The following is a 17,732-nucleotide window of genomic DNA, read 5'->3' as shown; positions in this document are numbered from 1 at the left end:
GGGTCAACCTTTGCCGCATTGGCGCGTTACGGTGACGGGGAAGCCAACATAGAGAACCGATCGTCAATGCCGTCTCACGCCGGAGCCGCCGCGCTATTGCTCCCATCACCGCCCGTCGTCGCCGACGGGATCGCCCTGTTCCTGGACATGGACGGCGTCTTGGCGCCGATGGCGCCGACGCCGGGCGCCGTCGTGCCGACCCCTCGCCGCACGGCGGCGCTGAAGGCGGTCGAGGCGCGGCTGTCGGGCCGGGTCGCCATCGTCAGCGGCCGAACCATCGCCGAGATCGACCGTATCTCCGACCACGCCCTGGTGTCCGGCTCGGGCGTGCATGGGCTGGAGCGGCGGCTGAAGGACGGCTCGATCGAGCGCAAGACGGCCGACGCGGGGGTCGCCCAGGCGCTGGACGCCTTCGAGGAATTCGCCGCCGGCCGGCCGGGCGTGATCGTCGAGGACAAGGGCGTATCCGTCGGCCTGCATTATCGTCAGGCTCCGGACGAAGCAGGCGCCGCCAAGGGCCTGGCCACCGAGCTTCAGGTTGAGACGGGGTTGACGCTGCAGCCGGGCCATATGGTGCTGGAACTGAAGACGCCCGGCGCCGACAAGGGCACGGCCGTCACCGCCTTCATGCAGGAGGCGCCGTTCAAGGGCGCGGTCCCGGTCATGCTAGGCGACGACCTGACCGACGAATATGGATTCGAGGCGGCCGCGGCGCTAGGCGGCTATGGCGTGCTGGTCGGCCCGGAACGCGAGACGGCGGCGCGTTACCGCCTGGACGATGTCGACGCCGTACTGACCTGGCTTGAAGCCGTAGCGAAGGCCTGAACCGATGAAGCCCAATCTTGATCTCTTCCCCATCGGCAACTGCGGCGTCAGCGCCCTGATCGACCGTCAGGGCCGCTTCGTCTGGGCCTGCGCGCCGCGCGTGGACGGCGACCCTGTCTTTTCCGCCCTGATGGACGGCGAGGAACCCGAGCACGGTTTCTGGGCCATCGAGATGGAGGACGTGAAGTCCATCGATCAGGCCTATGTCCGCAACACCCCGGTCTTGCGCACGGTGATGACGGCCGAGGACGGTTCGAGCGCAGAGATCATCGACTTCGCCCCGCGCCATCCCAAACATGCCCGCACCTATCGTCCACTAGCCTTTGCCCGGATGGTGCGGCCGCTGTCGGGAACGCCGCGCATTCGCGTGCGGTTGCGACCCTCGACGGACTGGGGCGCGCGACCGGCGCCCTATACCTCCGGCTCCAACCACATCCGCTATATGTGCGCCGACGTCACCTTCCGCCTGACGACCGATTGTCCGGTGTCGCATGTGCTGGAGGAACGGGTGTTCCGGCTTGAGCGGCCCCACGCCTTCTTCCTGGGGCCGGACGAGGGCTATGACCAGGATGTCGGTCACGGGGTGCAGGGCGCGCTGGACCGGACGGTGGCCTATTGGCAGGACTGGGTGCGCAAACTCTATCTGCCGCTGGACTATCAGGAGGCGGTGATCCGCGCGGCGATCACGCTGAAGCTGTGCGCCTATGAAGAGACCGGCGCCATCGTCGCCGCCATGACGACCTCGGTGCCCGAGTTCAAGGAGAGCGGGCGCAACTGGGACTATCGCTACTGCTGGATCCGCGACGCCTATTACACGGTGCGGGCGCTGAATCGCCTGGGCGCGGTGGACATCCTTGAGAACTACCTGGTCTATCTGAGGAACCTGGTCGACGATTCCGCCGGAGGTCACGTCCAGCCGGTCTATGGCGTGGGTCTTGAGCCCGGCATCGGCGAGAGCATCGTCGATACGGTCGCGGGCTATCGCGGCATGAAGCCGGTGCGGATCGGCAATCAGGCGCACGAGCATCTGCAACATGACGTGTACGGACAGATTGTACTTCCGCTGGTTCAGGCCTTCTACGACGCGCGGTTGCTGCGTCCTGGCACTCTCGAAGATTTCCACGCGTTGGAGACCATCGGCGAGCGGGCCTTCGCCATGCACGATCAGACCGACGCCGGCCTGTGGGAGTTCCGCACCATCGCGCGGGTCCACACCTATTCCTCCGTCATGTGTTGGGCCGCCTGCGACCGGCTTGCCAAGGCGGCGGACCATCTGGGCCTGCCGGATCGAGGCGAGTTCTGGCGTGCGCGGGCGCAGATCATCCGTGAGCGGATCGAGGCCGAGGCCTATCTGCCGGACGAGGGGCGGTTCGCCGCCAGCTTCGGCGGGCGTGAACTGGACGCCTCCCTGCTGCAGATGACCGATCTGGGCTTCCTGGAGGCGCACGATCCGCGTCAGGTCGCCACCTTCGACGCCATCGAACGCGATCTGAAGAAGGGTCCGTTCCTATTCCGCTACGTCGAGCCGGACGATTTCGGTGAACCGGAGACCGCCTTCAACTTCTGCACCTTCTGGTTCATCGAGGCCTTGCACCAGAACGGCCGGATCGAGGAGGCGAGAACCATTTTCGAGGAAATGCTGAGCCGCCGCACGGCTGCGGGCCTGTTGAGCGAGGACATCTCGATCGACGACGGCGAGCTGTGGGGCAACTATCCGCAGACCTATTCCCTGGTCGGCATTATCAATTGCGCCGTGCTGTTGAGCCGTTCGTGGACCGATGTGCGTTAATGTTCGGGCCCCGGGGCTGGGGTCGCCGTCTGAAGTGAAGTCATGAGCCGCCTTATCGTCGTTTCCAACCGGGTCTCCGCCCCGACGGACCCTGCCGCCGGGTCCGCCGGCGGCCTGGCCATGGCCCTGTCCGCCGCCTTGCGAAAATACGATGGTCTGTGGTTCGGCTGGTCCGGCGAAACGATCGAACACTATACCGGCGAGGTGAAGATCGAGGACCGGGCCGGCGTGACCGTGGGCCTGGTCGATCTGGAAGCCCAGGACGTCGACGAATACTACAATGGCTATGCCAACAAGACGCTGTGGCCGCTGTTCCACCACCGCATCGATCTGGCGCAGTACGAGCGGTCATACGGCGAGGGCTATGAGCGGGTGAACCGCCGCTTCGCCGAGGTGCTGGCACCGTTGATCCAGCCCGACGACATGATCTGGATCCACGACTATCACATGATCCCGATGGCGCGGGACCTGCGTCGCCTGGGGATCAGGAACCGGATCGGCTTTTTCCTGCATACGCCGTGGCCGGCGCGGCAGTTGCTGGTGACCCTGCCGCATCACCGGCGGCTGGTGGAATCCATGTTCGACTTCGACCTGATCGGTTTCCACACCCAGGAATGGAGCGACCTGTTCACCGACTATGTGGTCTCGGAGGCCCAGGGCGAACTGGACGGGACCGGCGGGCTGGAGTGTTTCGGACGCAAGGTCCAGACGGGCGTCTTCCCCATCGGCATCGATGTGGACGGCTTCCTGGCGGCGCGGAACTCGACGCTGGGAGCGCGGACCTATGACCGGATGGCGGCGTCGTCGGCCTTCCGGTCGATGATGGTAGGCGTGGACCGGCTGGACTATTCCAAGGGGCTGGAGGAGCGGCTGCTCGGCTATGAGCAGTTCCTGCAGGACAACGCCTCGATGCGGGGCGAGGTCTTCCTGTTGCAGGTCACGCCGATCTCGCGCGACGATGTCGACAGCTACCAGGATATTCGCGCGCGGCTTGACGCCCTGGCGGGGCGGATCAACGGCGCGTTCGGCGACATGGACTGGCAGCCGATCCGCTACCTGAATCGCACCTATCGCCGGGATCAGCTGGCCGGCATCTATCGCGCGGCGCGGGTGGGCTTGGTCACGCCGCTGCGCGACGGCATGAACCTGGTGGCCAAGGAATATGTCTGCGCCCAGAACCCCGAAGATCCGGGCGTGCTGATCCTGTCGCGCTTCGCCGGGGCGGCCGAGCAGATGGGCGAGGCCCTGCTGGTCAATCCCTACAGCCGCGAAGAGCTTTCGGACGCCATACAGAAGGCGCTGACCATGCCCTTGGCCGAGCGTATTCGGAAATGGGAAGCCTTGATGGAGGTGGTGCGCGCCACCGATGTGGGCATCTGGCGCGACGACTTCGTGCGCGCCCTGCGCGCCGACGACACGACGGCCCAATCGACCCAGTGGGCAGGAGCCGCCTGAAGCTCAGTCCACGTCGAAGGCCAGCATCAGGGTGCGCTGGGCCGGATTGAAGTTGTCGTCGGACAGGATGTAGAGGCGCGTCCTGCCATGACGGGTCTCGGCGGCGATGCCTTCGAAATTGTCGGTGGTGCCGGGCAGTTTCAACTCGATCAGGATCGGCCCCAGGGTCCCGTCTGGGGCCATGCGGCGCACGCGGGCGCGCATGTCGATGGGCGCCCGGTACAGGCGCTGAACCACGAACCATCCGTCGCCGGACGGATCACGATCCAGACCGGTTATGCGATATTCGCTGTCGGGAATGGGCGTCTCGGGCGGAGCGGTCACGACGGTGCATCGGGCCGCTGAACAGTTCCACACGCCGCCGGCCTCGCCAGAGACACGCCAGCCGTTGGGCGCCACGGCCAGCCCCTCCATCCCGTCGTTTTCGGTGAAAGCGAAGTCGGGCGCCCGCATCGGCGTCGGCCGGGTCTTGAGAGCCGATAGCGGGCCGTAGTTCCAGATTCGGTGGCGCCGTTCGAAACTGACCAGCAGATCGCCGGGGGGTGTGACGACCAGGCCTTCGGCATCGCCGTCCTGCTTGTCGGAGATCGCGCGCCCGTCTTCCAGCGTCAGGCGGCGCGAACGGAAATGATCCAGGCCGATCAGCCGCCCGCCGGCGTCCAGGCGAATGTCGCCGCGCACCAGATCGCCGGCATCCGACACGGTGACGAAGCCGCCGTCACCGGTCAGTTTCAGGTCCGACAGACTGTGCAAGGGCGAGGTCGGGGCGGCGCTGATCTGCAGGCCCCCGGCGAAACCCACGCCGTCCGCCAACTGCGCCCCGCCCGGCAGGCCCAGGCTGACGCTTCTCAGCTCCGCGACCGCGGGCGTCCAGCCATCGGACGACAGCGGATAGGGACGCGGCGCGCCGAGCGAGGCGGCGCAGGCCGTCAGCGACAGGGCGATCCAGATGGAGGCGAGACGGCCAACCCGGCTCATGCCGCCAGCTTCCGTCGGGTGCGACGCGTGGTGCCGGCGGCCCCTTCGTTCTCGAACAGTTCGGCCAGCTTCTCGGTCATGGCGCCCGCCAACTGTTCGACGTCCACGATGGTCAGGGCCTTACGATACCAGCGGGTCACGTCGTGGCCGATGCCGATGGCCAGCAGTTCGACCGGCGAGCGATCCTCGATCTCGGCGATGACCTGGCGCAGGTGCTTGTCCAGATACAGCGCCGCATTGGCCGACTGGGTCGAATCGTCCACCGGCGAGCCGTCGGAAATGACCATCAGGATGCGGCGCTGCTCGGTGCGGGCCAGCAGGCGACTGTGCGCCCATTGCAGGGCCTCGCCGTCGATGTTTTCCTTCAGCAGACCCTCGCGCATCATCAGGCCGAGGTTCTTCTTGGCCCGGCGCCAGGGCGCGTCAGCGGCCTTGTAGATGATGTGGCGCAGGTCGTTCAGGCGGCCGGGATTGGCGGGCTTGCCGGCGCTGATCCAGGCCTCGCGGCTCTGCCCGCCCTTCCAGGCGCGGGTGGTGAAGCCCAGGATCTCGACCTTGACGCCGCAGCGTTCCAGCGTGCGCGCCAGGATGTCGGCGCAGACCGCCGCCACCATGATCGGCCGCCCGCGCATGGAGCCGGAGTTGTCCAGCAACAGGGTCACGACCGTATCGCGGAACGGGCTCTCGCTCTCGGCCTTGAACGACAGGGGCGCCGTCGGATCGGTGACGATCCGGGTCAGGCGGGCGGTGTCCAGCATGCCCTCTTCCAGATCGAAGACCCAGGAGCGGTTTTGCTGGGCCAGCAGGCGGCGTTGCAGCTTGTTGGCCAGGCGCGAGACGACGCTGGACAGGATGGCCAGCTGGCCGTCCAGCAGGGCGCGCAGCCGGTCCAGCTCGACCGGGTCGCACAGGTCGGCGGCGTCCACCACCTCGTCGAAGGCGGTGGTGAAGACGCGGTAGAAGTCCACCGCGCGCCCGTCGTCGGCCGTCTGCTGACGATTGGGCTGCTGGCCTTCCTGCAGTTCGGGACCTTCGTCGGAGCCTTCGCTGTCGGGATCGGCGGGCGCGCCCTCGGGACGGCTCTCGCGTTCTTCGTCCGAGGACTGATCGTCGGCGTCGCCCTCCATCGACTGGGAGCCCTCGCCGCCGTCCTCGTCTTCTTCCTCGTCCTGATCGTCGTCGGCGGCCGGGTCCTGGGGATCGGGTTCCTCGTCGCCGGGATCTTCGGACGTATCTTCGCCGCGACCGTCGCCGGGATCCAGATCCAGAGCGCGCAGCACCTCGCGCATCTTCAGCGCAAAGCCTTCCTGATCGCCCGCCGTGCCCGCCAGGGCGTCCAGCTTGGCGCCCGCCTTGGCCTCGATATTGGCGCGGACCAGATCCAGCATGGCCCTGGCGCCGTCGGGGGCGGGCCGTCCAGTCAGCCGCTCGCGCACCAGAAGCGCCACGGCCTCGGACACCGGCACGCGGTCGGCGTCATTGATCCGCAGGGCGCCGGTCTTTTCCAGCCGGGTGATCAGGGCGGCGCTCAGATTGTCGCGCACCCCGGCCAGATGTTCCGACCCGAATGCCTCGACCCGCGCCTGCTCGACCGCGTCGAACACCTCGGCCGCCTTGGTGTCGACGGGCCGCATCCTGGCGTTCACCGCCCCATCGTGATTGGCCAGTCGCAGCGCCAGCCGGTCGGCCTGGCCGCGCAGAGAGGCGCTCTCGGGACCGGACGGATCGCGCGGCGGATGGGGCAGGGTCAGGACGCCGTTCGACAGCTTGGGCCCGTCGGATCCGAACATCACCTCCAGCTCGGGCTGTTCGGCCAACGCCCGCGCGGCATGACCCAGCGCGCGTTTGAAGGTTTCGGCGGGAGTATCCGGGGCGGCCATGGCCCTCAGTTAATCCCTTCGCGCCTGCGATAAAAGCGCCGTCAGCCGGGTTTCTGGATCGGCACCCGACGACCATAGGTCAGACAGCGCCAAACCCACTCCAGCGGCCCCATGCTGAACCGCGACAGCCACAGCGGCGACCAGACCAGTTGCAGCGCCCAGACGCCCAGCACCAGGCCCCACATCTGCACATAGTCCACCTGTCCGAACAGGCGCGGCCTCCACGGCATATAGAAGATCGAGGTCATGATCAGGGTCTGGGTCAGATAGTTGGTGAAGGCCATCTGCCCCACCGGCCGCAGCGCCGCCGTGATCCAGCCTAGGCCGCGCGTCGTCGCCAGGACGATCAGGCTGACATAGGCCAGGGTGACGAAGATCGGGAAGGAGGCGACGGCCTCCGCCAGGCCGCGCGTCGGGTGGGTTCCGGCCGGCGCCATGGCCTCGGCCCATTCTAGCACGCCCAGCAGGGCCAGCATCGCCCCGCCCACGCCGATCAGCGTCGCATAGACCCAGGTCGGCGCCCGGCCGCTGAACACGCCCGCCTTGAACAGGCCCATGCCCAGCATCATCAGAGCCACCGTCGAGAAGACGAACATCGTCAGGCTGGCCCCCTGCAGGAACAGCCAGCTCTGCAGGTTCTGGCCCATGGCCCCGGCCCAGCCGCTGCGATAGGCGGCGATGGCCTCGGCGACCATGGCGGCGGTGTATTGCGGCTCGCCCTGGCCCATGGCCTCAGTGACGGCGGGCGGGCCGGCGACCATCATCCATGTGGCAAGGGCCTGCATCGCGCCCAGCGCCAGGGTCACGCCCAGGCCGACGCCGATCAGCGTCTTTGCCCGCATCGACCGCATCAGCATCACGAACAAAGCCGACCAGGCGTAGAGCAGGAGCACATCGCCGTACCAAAAGGCCAGGCCGTGGATCAGCGCGATGACCGCCAGCCAGAACAGGCGTCGCCGCAACAGCCCCCCGCGCGCCGGGTCGCCGCGCTCGCCCCCGACCAGGAAGATCGAGGCGCCGAACAGCATGGAGAACAGGGTGATGAACTTCTGGTGGAAGAAGACGTCCACGGTCCAGCGCGCCACGGCGTTGGCGCCCGTCACCGCGAACGGGCTCAGGCTCGCGTCGTCATAGACCATGAAGGGCAGGGCGAAGGAGACGACATTGACCGCCAGGATGCCCAGCACCGCCAGGCCCCGCATCACGTCCAGGCTGGCGATACGCGATGTCGGCTCGACGGGCGACAGGACGGGCGGGTCGATGGTCATGTGCGGATCCCCCAATCCCTTGAACTGGCCTGAGACGCCGATGTCAGCCTTTCGGCATAAGGCCCAGTCTGTCCTTGACTGCGGGCCGGGCCTCGAAAGCGATGAAGGCGGCGCACAGCCCGGCCCACAGGGCGTAGCTGACGCCCACGATCATGGCGATAGGCAAGCCGCCGACGCCGAAGATCAGCAGGGTCGTCTCGGTGGCGCCCAGGGCCTGCATGAAGTCGCCGGCCTCGATCCAGCCCATGACGCTCATGCCCAGAGCGACCACGATCTGGACCAGGGCCGCCGCCAGGCCGCCGTACATCATGAAGCGCCAGACCACGCCCAGCCGCGTGCCGGGGCGACCGTCGCGCTTGCGCTCGGTCAGGATGCGATACAGGGCCAGCGGCACGGTGATCAGGCCGATCAGCATCACAACCAGCCGCCAGTCCATGTCGCGTCCCGGCATGAAGGCATGGGGCCGCCAGAACGGCAGGGTCAGCCACAGTGGAGGCCAAGCCGCGCCCGCCAGACAGGCCAGGACCGGATACAGAGGCGCGGGCCGTGCGGCGATGGTCGCCTGACCCGGCAGGTCGGAATAGCTCTCGAACCGGCTCATCGTGTCGGCGCCGGCGTGTCGCCGGAATAGTCGTAGAAGCCGCGTCCGCTCTTGCGGCCCAGCCAGCCGGCCTCGACATATTTCACCAGCAGCGGGCAGGGGCGGTATTTGCTATCGGCCAGGCCGTCATACAGCACGTTCATGATGGCCAGGACGACATCCAGCCCCATGAAGTCCGCCAGTTCCAGCGGCCCCATCGGATGGTTGGCCCCCAGGCGCAGCGCCTTGTCGATCGAGGCGACGTCGCCCACCCCCTCGTACAGGGTGAAGATCGCCTCGTTCATCATCGGCACCAGGATGCGGTTGACGATGAAGGCGGGGAAGTCCTCGGCGTCCGTGGTCGTCTTGCCCAAGCTCTCGGCGAAGGCGACGGCGGCGGAATGGGTCTCGGCCGAGGTGGCGATGCCGCGCACGATCTCGACCAGTTTCATGATCGGCGCCGGCTTCATGAAGTGCAGGCCGACGAACCGATCCGGCCGGTCTGTCGAGGACGCCAGACGGGTGATCGAGATCGAGGAGGTGTTGGAGGCCAGCAGGGTCTGCGGCCCAAGGTGCGGCAGGACCTGCGCATAGATGGCCTTCTTGACCGCCTCGTCCTCCAGCGCAGCCTCGATGACCAGATCGGCGCCGGCGACGGCGTCGGCGATCACATCGCTGACGGCGATATGGGCAAGGGCCGCGTCGGCGGCGGCCTGATCGATCAGGCCGCGCGCCACGTGACGTGACAAACTGGCCGCGATCTCGCCCTGCGCCAGCGGCAGCCGGTCGGCGACGACGTCATAGAGCCGGACCGAATAGCCCCCGAGCGCCACCGCCTGGGCGATGCCTGCGCCCATTTGTCCGGCGCCCAGAATGGCGACTGTGGTGATCGTGGTCATGAACCGTGGTCGAAAGTGGTCGGGCGGGCACCTTTAGGAAGGACGGCGCGCGGCGCAAGAGCGGATCGGCCCCCCAACGTCAGATTTCCGCCCGCCGTGTCGCCTCAGCCCAGCAACTGGATCAGGGCCGGCGCCGCCGTGCGGTTGAACAACACGCTGATGAACTGCAGCAGCAGGATCACCACGATGGGCGAGATGTCGATGCCGCCCAGGTTCGGAATGATGCGGCGGAACGGCTCCAGCAGGGGCGACGTGACCCGGTCCAAGAAGGTGCCCACCGAATAGACGAAGCGGTTGCGATAGTTGACGACGTCGAAGGCCACCAGCCAACTCAATATGGCCTGGGCGATGATGAACCAGATCATCAGACTGATGATGGTGTTGATCAACCAGACGAGCGCATAGCCCATGAACCGTAACTCCTGCTTGGATCGGCGCTTCTAGCGTGTTCGCACCCCTTCCGACAACGGCCGTATCCGACCTGCGCCGATTGCGCGCACAAGCCCGTTGACACCACGCCCGCCCGCCTTCTATGTCCGCCTCGACTGTGAACCCGATCCCACGCTGGAAACGGGGCCGTAGCTCAGTTGGTAGAGCGCGTCGTTCGCAATGACGAGGTCAGGGGTTCGACTCCCCTCGGCTCCACCAGGCCCTCCAGATACATCATATAAAATCAATGTTTGCGGAAGGTGCGGGTCGTGTCATCCGCTCTGTCCCGAGTTTCGGGTCGTCCTGGGCGTTTCCAAGGCTGGCGTTTGCTTCAACGTGCATTTATGTAGGCGCCTACATAAATGTTGGGGCGGTTTCGGTGGGTATTCGGATGACACGGCGAGGGGTGATGGGCGCGACAGCAGGGCTGGGCGTCTTGAGCTGGAGCGGCCTTGGTCGAGCAGGGGACGAAGGAGGCTCCATCGCCGCCCGTCTGGACGCCGCCGTGGAACAGGCGATCATAGATGCGGATTTCTCGGGCGTCCTGATGTTGAGGCGCGGCGACCAGGTCGTCTATCAGCGTGCGGTGGGCCAGGCGGAGCGCGTGTTCGGCGCGGCGAACCGTATTGACACCCGGTTCAACGTCGCCTCCATCGGCAAGATGTTCACCGCCACGGCGGTGCTGCGTCTTGTGGAGAAGGGTCGGATCGACCTGGACGCCCCGGTCATTCGCTATCTGCCCGACTATCCGAACCGCGCCGTCGCCGAACAGATCACCGCCCGCCAGCTGCTGTCGCACAGCTCAGGCGTGGGCAACTACTGGGAGTCGATCGCGAACAAGCCGTCCAAGGCCTTCGTAGAGACCCGCGACTTTCTGCCCCTGATCGCCGACCTGCCGCTGGAGTTCACGCCCGGCGAGCGGCTCGGCTATTCCAATGGCGGCTATGTGATCCTGGGCCTGATCGTCGAGGCCATGACCGGCGAGACCTACGCCGACCACATCGGGCGAACCATATTCGAGCCCCTTGGCATGAGCGGCAGCGGCGACTGGCCGCTCGATCTCGTCGTGCCGAACCGGGCCGACGGCTATGCCCGCGACGAAGCTGTTCCCGGCGCCTGGCGCAGCAATCTGTTCGTCAACCAGTTTCGGGGCAATTCGGCGGGTGGCGGCTATTCGACCGTAGAGGACCTGTCGATCTTCATCACCGCCCTGGGCGACGGCCGGCTCCTGTCGCCGCAGATGTACACAACGGCGACCAAAGGTCTGTTCGATCTGGGCCGCGCGCGTTACGGTCTGGGCTTCATGGAAGAGACCATCAACGGTCATCGCATGGTGGGCAACACCGGCGGCCATGTCGGCATCGCCGGCGAGGTCTGGCGTTACGAGGATCTGGGCTATACCTTCGCCATGCTCACCAATGGCGAGGTCGATGGCTACTGGGGCCTGAATGTTGCGGTGAAGGACATCCTGTGTGGACCCGGTCCTGCGACCGACGGTTATCATCTGGGCATGGCGATGACGGCGGCGGCGAGGGACGATAGCGTGGGAGCAGCCCGCGCCCTGTTCGACGCGAGGCCGCAGGGCCTGAAACCGCGCTCGGTCTTCGAGGTCGAGGCGGCGAAGGCTCGCCACCGCGGAAATGCGGCTGGCGCCGAGCGGATCATGCAGATCGCCGTCATCGTGGAGCCGTCCGAGTGACCGATCTGAAGGGCGGCCATGGCGCGACCATCGGCGCCCAACTGCGCCGCCTGTCGGAGCGGATCGACCGCGACGTCGGCCGCATCTATGCGCACCTGGGCATCACCTTCGAGCAGCGATGGTTCGGCGTCCTGAACCAGGTTGTCCAGAACGGTCCGATGACGGTCGGCGAACTCGCCGCCGCGCTACGCATCACCCACGTTTCGGTCAGCCAGTCACTGCGATCGCTGGAAGCGGCCGGTTATGTGCGGGCTCTGCCGGATCCACAGGACGCGCGGCGGCGTCGTCAGTCCCTGACCTCGGCAGGCGAGGCTCTGGTCGTCCGCCTGACCCCGCTGTGGCTCGCCATGAATCGCGAAGCCGAGGCCCTGAATCGCGAGGCTGACGACGTCGCCGAACATCTCGACCGCTTGGAACGAACCCTGGATGGCCGTTCACTGTTCGACCGGCTGACCGCTTCGGTCGAGGCCGATGACGCGCCTCAGGCATAGTCGAAACTGATCCACGTCACCGCAGCGCGATATACCCCCGCTCGATGATGCGGCGCAGGGCCTCGTAGGCTTCGGCGAGTTCGTCGTAGGCGGTGCGGGCGGCGGTCAGGCGGGCGACCTGATCAGGCGTCACGGCCGAGCCGGAGTGGGCCAGGCGCAGCGATTCCGCCACCCATTTGGCGCGGGCCGTGGCGGTCATGACCGCCAGCTTTTGCAGGGACGAGGCGTCGACGCCGGTCAGGGCGTGGCCGATCACCTCCTTGTTGGCGATGTAGGCGGCGTAGTCGATCTGTTCCAGCTGGCCGCGCAGGCGGCGCTGTTCCTGGGGATCGGTGTCCTGCGGCTCGAAATGATCGCTGTGGCGGCGGATGCTCGAAGTCATCTTGGTCGACATGGGCGAGCCCTCCCCGGCCTGTCCTGGCGGCTGATGGCGGCCGCTCAGGCATGAAGGTGCGCCGCATCGGTTAACGCCGCGTTGCGCCGGGCGGGCAGGCGTCCGATATGCGGGGCTGGAAATCGAAGCCGGAGATCGACCATGGACCTGAAACTGGACCGCAAGCGCGCCCTGATCTGTGGCGGCTCATCCGGCCTGGGCCGGGCCGTGGCGACGGCCCTGGTCGCGGAGGGCGCGCACGTCGCCCTGCTGTCGCGCGATGCGGACAAGCTTCAGGCGGTGGCGGATGCGCTTAACGCGGCCGGGCCGGGCAAGGCGGTCGTGGTCACGGCGGACCTGGCCGATCACGCGGCGCTGCTGAAGGCGGCGGACCTGGCCGAAGAGCTGCTGGGCGGCCACATCGAAATCCTGCTGAACAACACGGGCGGGCCGCCGCCGTCGGGGGTGTCGGGTCTGGAGCCGGCGGTGTGGCGCGATCATTTCGAATCGATGGTGCTGTCGATCTTCCGCCTGACGGACCGGGTGTTGCCGCGCATGCGAGCAGCTGGCTGGGGGCGGATACTGAACGTCGCCTCGATCACGGTGGTGGAGCCGTCGGCGGCGCTGGGCGTGTCCAACACCCTGCGGGCCTCGGTCGCGGCCTGGGCCAAGACGCTGGCGAACGAGGTCGGACCGGACGGGGTGACGGTCAACACCCTGTTGCCGGGGCGGATCGACACGCCGCGCATCGAACGGCTGGACCAGGCGGCGGCCGAACGCACCGGCGTCACGCCGCAGGAGGCGCGGGCCGACTCCGTCAAGTCCATCCCCGTCGGCCGCATCGGCACGACCGAGGAGTTCGGCGCCACCGCCGCCTTCCTGGCCAGCCCGCTGGCGGCCTATGTCACCGGGTCGCTGATCCGGCTGGACGGTGGGGCGATCAAGGCGATCTGACCGCGCCGGCGGCTGAGGGACGCCTGCGCAGCACGCCGCCGAAGGCCACGCGGCTGCGACCGTAATCCAGGGTGATCCGGCTGAACCGGCTCAGGATGTCGGCGCCCAGCAACAGGGCCGGCTGGTCGATCAGGCCCATGACCTGAAACACATGCAGGTCGGCGAACAGCAGCGGGGTCGGTCCCAGCGACCGCCCCGCCACCTGCATGGCCGGAGCCGTCCCCGACTGCGCCGTCACCGCGCCGCCGACGATGCCGACCATGCGAACGGGCTGCGACGGGTCGGTGGTCTGGCCGATCCCGGCCGCCCGCATCAGCGCCAGATTGCCGATCGAGTATTGCGCGCCGCTGTCGATGAAGGCGGCGACCTCGACGTCCGCTACTTCGATCCGGGTCAGGATCAGTTGGCCGAACCGACCGCGATGGCCGGCGACGAGGACGTCCTGCTGACGAAGCCGCGTGCCGTCGACGCTGGTCGTCAGGGCGATGCTGGTCGAGCCCGAGGGCGACAGGGCGACCTGGCGGGCGTTGACGTCCAGCGTCAGGCGAAAGCGCGACAGCAGGTCCAGCCCCAACAGGCCGTCGGCGCCCAGGGCGGCGCGGGGGAAGACCGGCAGGGTCAGGTCGGCGAAACGCCGTCGCCCGATCTCGATCTGTGCGATCTCGACGGTGGGCGTGACCTCGGCTGCGGTGATGCCGTGCACGACGACCGGGCGGCCGGGCGGCAGGGCCAGAGCCTGCGCCAACTCGGCCGAGAGCGCGCTGCGTTCGGCGCCGGTGTCGATGACGAACACCTGCTGGGCGCCGTCGTTCAGACGCACCCCAACGCCCATCCGCGTCAGCAGGTTCTGCAAAAGCCGGACCTGATCGGGCGGCGGCTCCGACGGGGGAGCGGTCTGGGCGGAAAGAAACGGGACAGCCGCCAGCAGGCTCAGCGCCTCGCGCCGCGACGAAGTGCAGGAAGTCTGGTCGCCGAATGCAAGGCGCAACCGCCTGTCCTCCTTGACGCCATGGCCGAGGCGATCAGGTTAGGCGCTTTCCGCCAATGCCATGCGACATATTCTTGTCGGTCCTGTGGTTCGGCGCCGATCTGGTCAATCCGAGGTTGCTGGCGTAGGATCAGCATCGAACCCGGAGCATCCAGATGCTGACCCTACTCATGCTGGCCCTGTCCAACAGCGCGGCGATCGTCCATCCGGCGCCCGTCGTCGATCAGCCGATGGTGCGGATTGCGTCTGTGCTGGACCAAGTGATGGTGCCTTGCGCCGATCCCTTGATGCAGGCCCAGCAAGGCGGCGGCGACCGCGCCATGACGCTAGACCGTTCGCTCGATGACGGCCAGGCGCGGCGTTATATGCTGCTGGATCGGCGCGATCGGAACAACTGTCCCCTGCCGATCAGCTATGCGATCCCCGATCAGCCGCGCGCCCTGGGCCGCGAGTTCGGCCCGACCGTGTCGGTGACGCCGACACGTCCCTCACGGCCGGTTCAATAGGCTAGTCCGGGACCGGCGTGACCGGCGGCTTGTCCGCCAATACAGCCTCAAGGTTGGCCATCATCAGTTCGGCCATGGCGTTGCGGGTCTCGACGGTGGCCGAGGCGACGTGGGGCGTCAGGACGCAGCGGTCGCTGTCGATCAGGGCCTGGGGCACGTTCGGTTCGTCGGCGAAGACATCCAGGCCGGCGCCGCCCAGCGCTCCCGAGGTCAGGGCGGCGACCAGGGCGTCCTGATCCACCACCTCGCCGCGCGCGACATTGATCAGCACGCCGGTCGAACCCAGGGCCTCCAGCACCTCGGCCGAGACCAGGCCACGCGTCGAAGCGCCGCCCGGCACGATCACGATCAGCACATCGACCTGGGTCGCCAGATCGACCAGGCTCGGCACGTGCCGCCAGGGGGAATCCTTGACCGGGTTGCGGGTGTGATAGGCGATCTCGCCGGCGAAGGGCTCCAGTCGCCGCGCGATGGCCTGACCGATCCGGCCCAGGCCCAGCAGGCCGTATCGCAGGCCTGTGGCGCTGCGCGACAGCGGCGGCGGCCCATCCGAGACCCAGCGCCCGGCGCGGACCCAGGCGTCCATGGCCGGCAGGCGACGCAAGGTCCCCAGGGCCAGCAGCAGGGCCAGGTCGGCGACATCCTCGTTCAGGACATCGGGCGTATGAGTGACGATCACGCCGCGCGACCGGGCGTGGGCGACATCGGTCAGGTCATAGCCGACGGCGTGGACGGAGACGATCTTCAGCGCGGGCAGGGCGTCGATCAGTCGGGCGTCCACGGACGCGGCGCCCGAGGCGGCGACGCCGACGATACGGTCGGCGACCTCGGGCGAAGGCAGGCCGTCGGGGCCGGGACGATGCAGGGTCCAGCCCAGACCGGGCGCGCGCTGGGTCAGCATTTGGTCGGCGAGGGCGGGCAGGCCGATGGCCAGGATGTCGATACTCATCCGGCCTTTTTAGGCGCGGGGATGGGCGGCCGCATAGGCATTCAAAAGTCTATCGGCGTCGACGCCGGTGTATTTCTGGGTCGTCGACAGGCTGGCGTGGCCCAGCAGTTCCTGGATCGAACGCAGGTCGGCGCCGGCGCCCAGCAGATGGGTCGCAAAACTGTGGCGCAGGGCGTGGGGCGTCGTGCGTTCGGGCAGACCCAGCCGGCCGCGCAACCGCTGGACCGAGGCCTGGACGTGACGGGGGCTGAGCGGTCCGCCGCGCCGGGCGCGGAACAGGGCGTCGCTCGGCTGGAGCGGGAAGGGCAGCAGTGCCAGATAGGCGTCCACCGCCGCGCGCACGGCGGGCAGGATGGGGGCGATCCGGGTCTTGGACCCCTTGCCGACGATGCGCAGCGTCTCGCCCAGGGGCGCGTCGGCGCGCGTCAGGGACATGGCTTCCGAGATCCGCAGGCCGCAGCCGTAGAGCAGGGTCAGGACGGCGCGGTCACGCGCAGCCTCCCACGGATCGGCGTCGGGATCGGCGTCCGGTTCGGCCAGCAGGCCGCGCGCCTGATCCTCGGTTACCGGGCGTGGCAGGGACGGCTTGACCTTGGGGCCGCGCACCAGGGCCAGTTGCGGCGCGGGCGTGTCCAGCCGCCGGTCGAGAAAGGCGTGAAACCCGCGAATGGCCGACAGGCTCTGGCTCAACGACCGCGCCGCCAGCGGGTGATCGCCTGAGCGGCGCTCGGCCATATGGGCGCGGACCTCGGCGGCGGTGATCGTGCCCATGTCCTTCAGCGACAGGGTCTCGCCGCGATGGCGTTCGAGGAAGGCGACATAGAGCCGGCCGATATGGCCATAGGCCTCCAGCGTGCGCGGCGACAGCCGACGCTCGTGCGCCAGATGGTCGAGCCAGGCGCGCAGGGCGTCGGGGGCGGTCAGTTGAGAGCTTGTCAGTTCAGGACGGGCCATCGCTCGGCCATCCGCTCCGTCACCCGCGCCAGGAAGGCGGCCAGTTCGCAGCCCATGTTCGGGGTGAAGCCTTCCGGCTCGGGCGAACCGAAGGCGCAGATGCAGGGGCGCGGCGGGGCGCCGGGCGTCAGGTGCGGAGCCATGCGGACCAGGGCGATGGATTTCACCTGATCCTCGGTCGCGCCGAAGAAGTTCAGCCCCGGGATCATCGGGCCCAGCCAGGTCAGGCCGTGTTCGCCCAGCAGATTGTTGACGTCGCCCTCTTCCAGCGCGCGCCAGCCGAAGGGTACGCCGCCGGGCTTTTCCAGGGCGATGGCGGCGCCGGCAAGGCCGAATCGCCCTTGCGCCGCCGCGTCCAGACGCCGAGCCAGGTCGGAATGGTTCCTGGCCTCCATCAGGTCCAGGGTCGCGACGTGCGTCTGGGTCTGGGCCGCGAAGTTGGCCCGCGCGATCAGTTCGATCTCGCGCCGGGCGCCGGTCTCGCGCTCGACCACGGCCTCAAGCCGCGTCAGGGCGGCGGCGCCGAACTCGACCACGTTGCGGCCGTGCGGACGCAGGCCGATCTCTTCCAGCAGGGACCGGTCGTCCAGCAGGGTCTGGGGGTGGGTTTGCAGCCAGCCGCGCACGTCAGGCCAGTGCAGGCCGTCGCCGATGTGCGGCGTTACGTCCGATTCCGACGTTTCGAAAAGGTCCAATGCGCCGCTCAAACAGACCT

The 17,732-nt window shown here is 67.8% G+C and carries 18 protein-coding genes and 1 tRNA gene; 8 read left to right on the top strand and 11 right to left on the bottom strand.

The window, feature by feature from the left end; translation table 11 throughout:
- Positions 1 to 66: 66 nt before the first annotated feature.
- Genes otsB through AC3ISA_RS05250 form a run of 3 tightly spaced genes read left to right on the top strand, consistent with a single transcriptional unit; the run spans position 67 to position 4,069 of the window.
- Positions 67 to 825, top strand: coding sequence for a trehalose-phosphatase (otsB, locus tag AC3ISA_RS05260; RefSeq protein ID WP_489179640.1), 759 nt, complete (start codon positions 67 to 69; stop codon positions 823 to 825).
- A 4-nt stretch (positions 826 to 829) separates the two neighbouring features.
- Positions 830 to 2,614, top strand: coding sequence for a glycoside hydrolase family 15 protein (locus tag AC3ISA_RS05255; protein WP_489179639.1), 1,785 nt, complete (start codon positions 830 to 832; stop codon positions 2,612 to 2,614).
- 42 nt (positions 2,615 to 2,656) lie between these two features.
- Positions 2,657 to 4,069 (top strand): alpha,alpha-trehalose-phosphate synthase (UDP-forming), encoded by a 1,413-nt coding sequence (locus AC3ISA_RS05250; protein WP_135193971.1) that lies wholly within the window; start codon positions 2,657 to 2,659, stop codon positions 4,067 to 4,069.
- A 3-nt stretch (positions 4,070 to 4,072) separates the two neighbouring features.
- Here the strand turns inward: AC3ISA_RS05250 and AC3ISA_RS05245 are convergent, their stop codons facing one another.
- The 6 genes from AC3ISA_RS05245 to AC3ISA_RS05220 all read right to left on the bottom strand — a co-directional run bounded on the left by AC3ISA_RS05245 (position 4,073) and on the right by AC3ISA_RS05220 (position 10,084).
- Positions 4,073 to 5,047, bottom strand: coding sequence for an esterase-like activity of phytase family protein (locus AC3ISA_RS05245; RefSeq protein ID WP_489179638.1), 975 nt, complete (start codon positions 5,045 to 5,047; stop codon positions 4,073 to 4,075).
- On the bottom strand, positions 5,044 to 6,927 hold the full coding sequence (cobT, locus tag AC3ISA_RS05240; RefSeq protein WP_489179637.1) for a cobaltochelatase subunit CobT: 1,884 nt from the start codon (positions 6,925 to 6,927) through the stop codon (positions 5,044 to 5,046). Before cobT ends, AC3ISA_RS05245 begins: the two co-directional genes overlap by 4 nt.
- 41 nt (positions 6,928 to 6,968) lie before the next feature.
- Positions 6,969 to 8,195, bottom strand: coding sequence for a DUF418 domain-containing protein (locus AC3ISA_RS05235; protein WP_489179636.1), 1,227 nt, complete (start codon positions 8,193 to 8,195; stop codon positions 6,969 to 6,971).
- A gap of 43 nt (positions 8,196 to 8,238) precedes the next feature.
- Entirely contained in the window at positions 8,239 to 8,796 is a 558-nt protein-coding gene (locus tag AC3ISA_RS05230) for a phthalate transporter (protein ID WP_489179635.1), read from the bottom strand.
- A complete protein-coding gene (locus AC3ISA_RS05225; RefSeq protein ID WP_489179634.1) occupies positions 8,793 to 9,674 on the bottom strand; it encodes a 3-hydroxybutyryl-CoA dehydrogenase in 882 nt (293 codons plus the stop codon). Before AC3ISA_RS05225 ends, AC3ISA_RS05230 begins: the two co-directional genes overlap by 4 nt.
- Positions 9,675 to 9,778: 104 nt before the next feature.
- Positions 9,779 to 10,084 (bottom strand): YggT family protein, encoded by a 306-nt coding sequence (locus AC3ISA_RS05220; protein WP_489179633.1) that lies wholly within the window; start codon positions 10,082 to 10,084, stop codon positions 9,779 to 9,781.
- Between the two features lie 162 nt (positions 10,085 to 10,246).
- Here AC3ISA_RS05220 and AC3ISA_RS05215 point away from each other — a divergent pair.
- The 3 genes from AC3ISA_RS05215 (at position 10,247) to AC3ISA_RS05205 (ending at position 12,293) form a co-directional block, all read left to right on the top strand.
- A tRNA-Ala gene (locus AC3ISA_RS05215) sits at positions 10,247 to 10,322 on the top strand.
- Positions 10,323 to 10,512: 190 nt separating this feature from the next.
- Complete coding sequence (locus AC3ISA_RS05210) at positions 10,513 to 11,802, top strand: serine hydrolase domain-containing protein (RefSeq protein WP_489179632.1); 1,290 nt, start codon at positions 10,513 to 10,515, stop codon at positions 11,800 to 11,802.
- Positions 11,799 to 12,293, top strand: a complete 495-nt coding sequence (locus tag AC3ISA_RS05205; RefSeq protein WP_372693347.1) for a MarR family winged helix-turn-helix transcriptional regulator — start codon at positions 11,799 to 11,801, stop codon at positions 12,291 to 12,293. The genes AC3ISA_RS05210 and AC3ISA_RS05205 overlap by 4 nt, the downstream gene beginning before the upstream one ends.
- Positions 12,294 to 12,309: 16 nt before the next feature.
- On the opposite strand, the gene AC3ISA_RS05200 is transcribed toward AC3ISA_RS05205, so the two are convergent.
- Positions 12,310 to 12,687, bottom strand: a complete 378-nt coding sequence (locus AC3ISA_RS05200) for a hypothetical protein (protein ID WP_409719952.1) — start codon at positions 12,685 to 12,687, stop codon at positions 12,310 to 12,312.
- 141 nt (positions 12,688 to 12,828) lie between these two features.
- Here AC3ISA_RS05200 and AC3ISA_RS05195 point away from each other — a divergent pair, with 141 nt between their 5' ends.
- Entirely contained in the window at positions 12,829 to 13,620 is a 792-nt protein-coding gene (locus tag AC3ISA_RS05195) for an SDR family oxidoreductase (protein WP_489179631.1), read from the top strand.
- On the opposite strand, the gene AC3ISA_RS05190 is transcribed toward AC3ISA_RS05195, so the two are convergent.
- Entirely contained in the window at positions 13,607 to 14,608 is a 1,002-nt protein-coding gene (locus AC3ISA_RS05190) for a retroviral-like aspartic protease family protein (RefSeq protein WP_489179630.1), read from the bottom strand. The two genes, AC3ISA_RS05195 and AC3ISA_RS05190, sit on opposite strands and share 14 nt — an antisense overlap.
- 155 nt (positions 14,609 to 14,763) lie before the next feature.
- Between AC3ISA_RS05190 and AC3ISA_RS05185 the strand changes: the two genes are divergently transcribed.
- A complete protein-coding gene (locus AC3ISA_RS05185; protein WP_489179629.1) occupies positions 14,764 to 15,114 on the top strand; it encodes a hypothetical protein in 351 nt (116 codons plus the stop codon).
- Position 15,115: 1 nt separating this feature from the next.
- On the opposite strand, the gene AC3ISA_RS05180 is transcribed toward AC3ISA_RS05185, so the two are convergent.
- Genes AC3ISA_RS05180 through AC3ISA_RS05170 form a run of 3 tightly spaced genes read right to left on the bottom strand, consistent with a single transcriptional unit; the run spans position 15,116 to position 17,712 of the window.
- On the bottom strand, positions 15,116 to 16,063 hold the full coding sequence (locus AC3ISA_RS05180; protein WP_489179628.1) for an NAD(P)-dependent oxidoreductase: 948 nt from the start codon (positions 16,061 to 16,063) through the stop codon (positions 15,116 to 15,118).
- 9 nt (positions 16,064 to 16,072) lie between these two features.
- Complete coding sequence (locus AC3ISA_RS05175; protein WP_489179627.1) at positions 16,073 to 17,017, bottom strand: tyrosine recombinase XerC; 945 nt, start codon at positions 17,015 to 17,017, stop codon at positions 16,073 to 16,075.
- Positions 16,999 to 17,712: a DUF484 family protein gene (locus AC3ISA_RS05170; RefSeq protein ID WP_489179626.1), complete on the bottom strand. Its 714-nt coding sequence runs from the start codon at positions 17,710 to 17,712 to the stop codon at positions 16,999 to 17,001. The genes AC3ISA_RS05175 and AC3ISA_RS05170 overlap by 19 nt, the downstream gene beginning before the upstream one ends.
- Positions 17,713 to 17,732: the final 20 nt, after the last annotated feature.

This window comes from Brevundimonas sp. KH_058 (genome assembly GCF_057838505.1).
The sequence above is the reverse complement of the archived record's forward strand: the minus strand, read 5'-3'. Positions and strand labels throughout refer to the sequence as shown.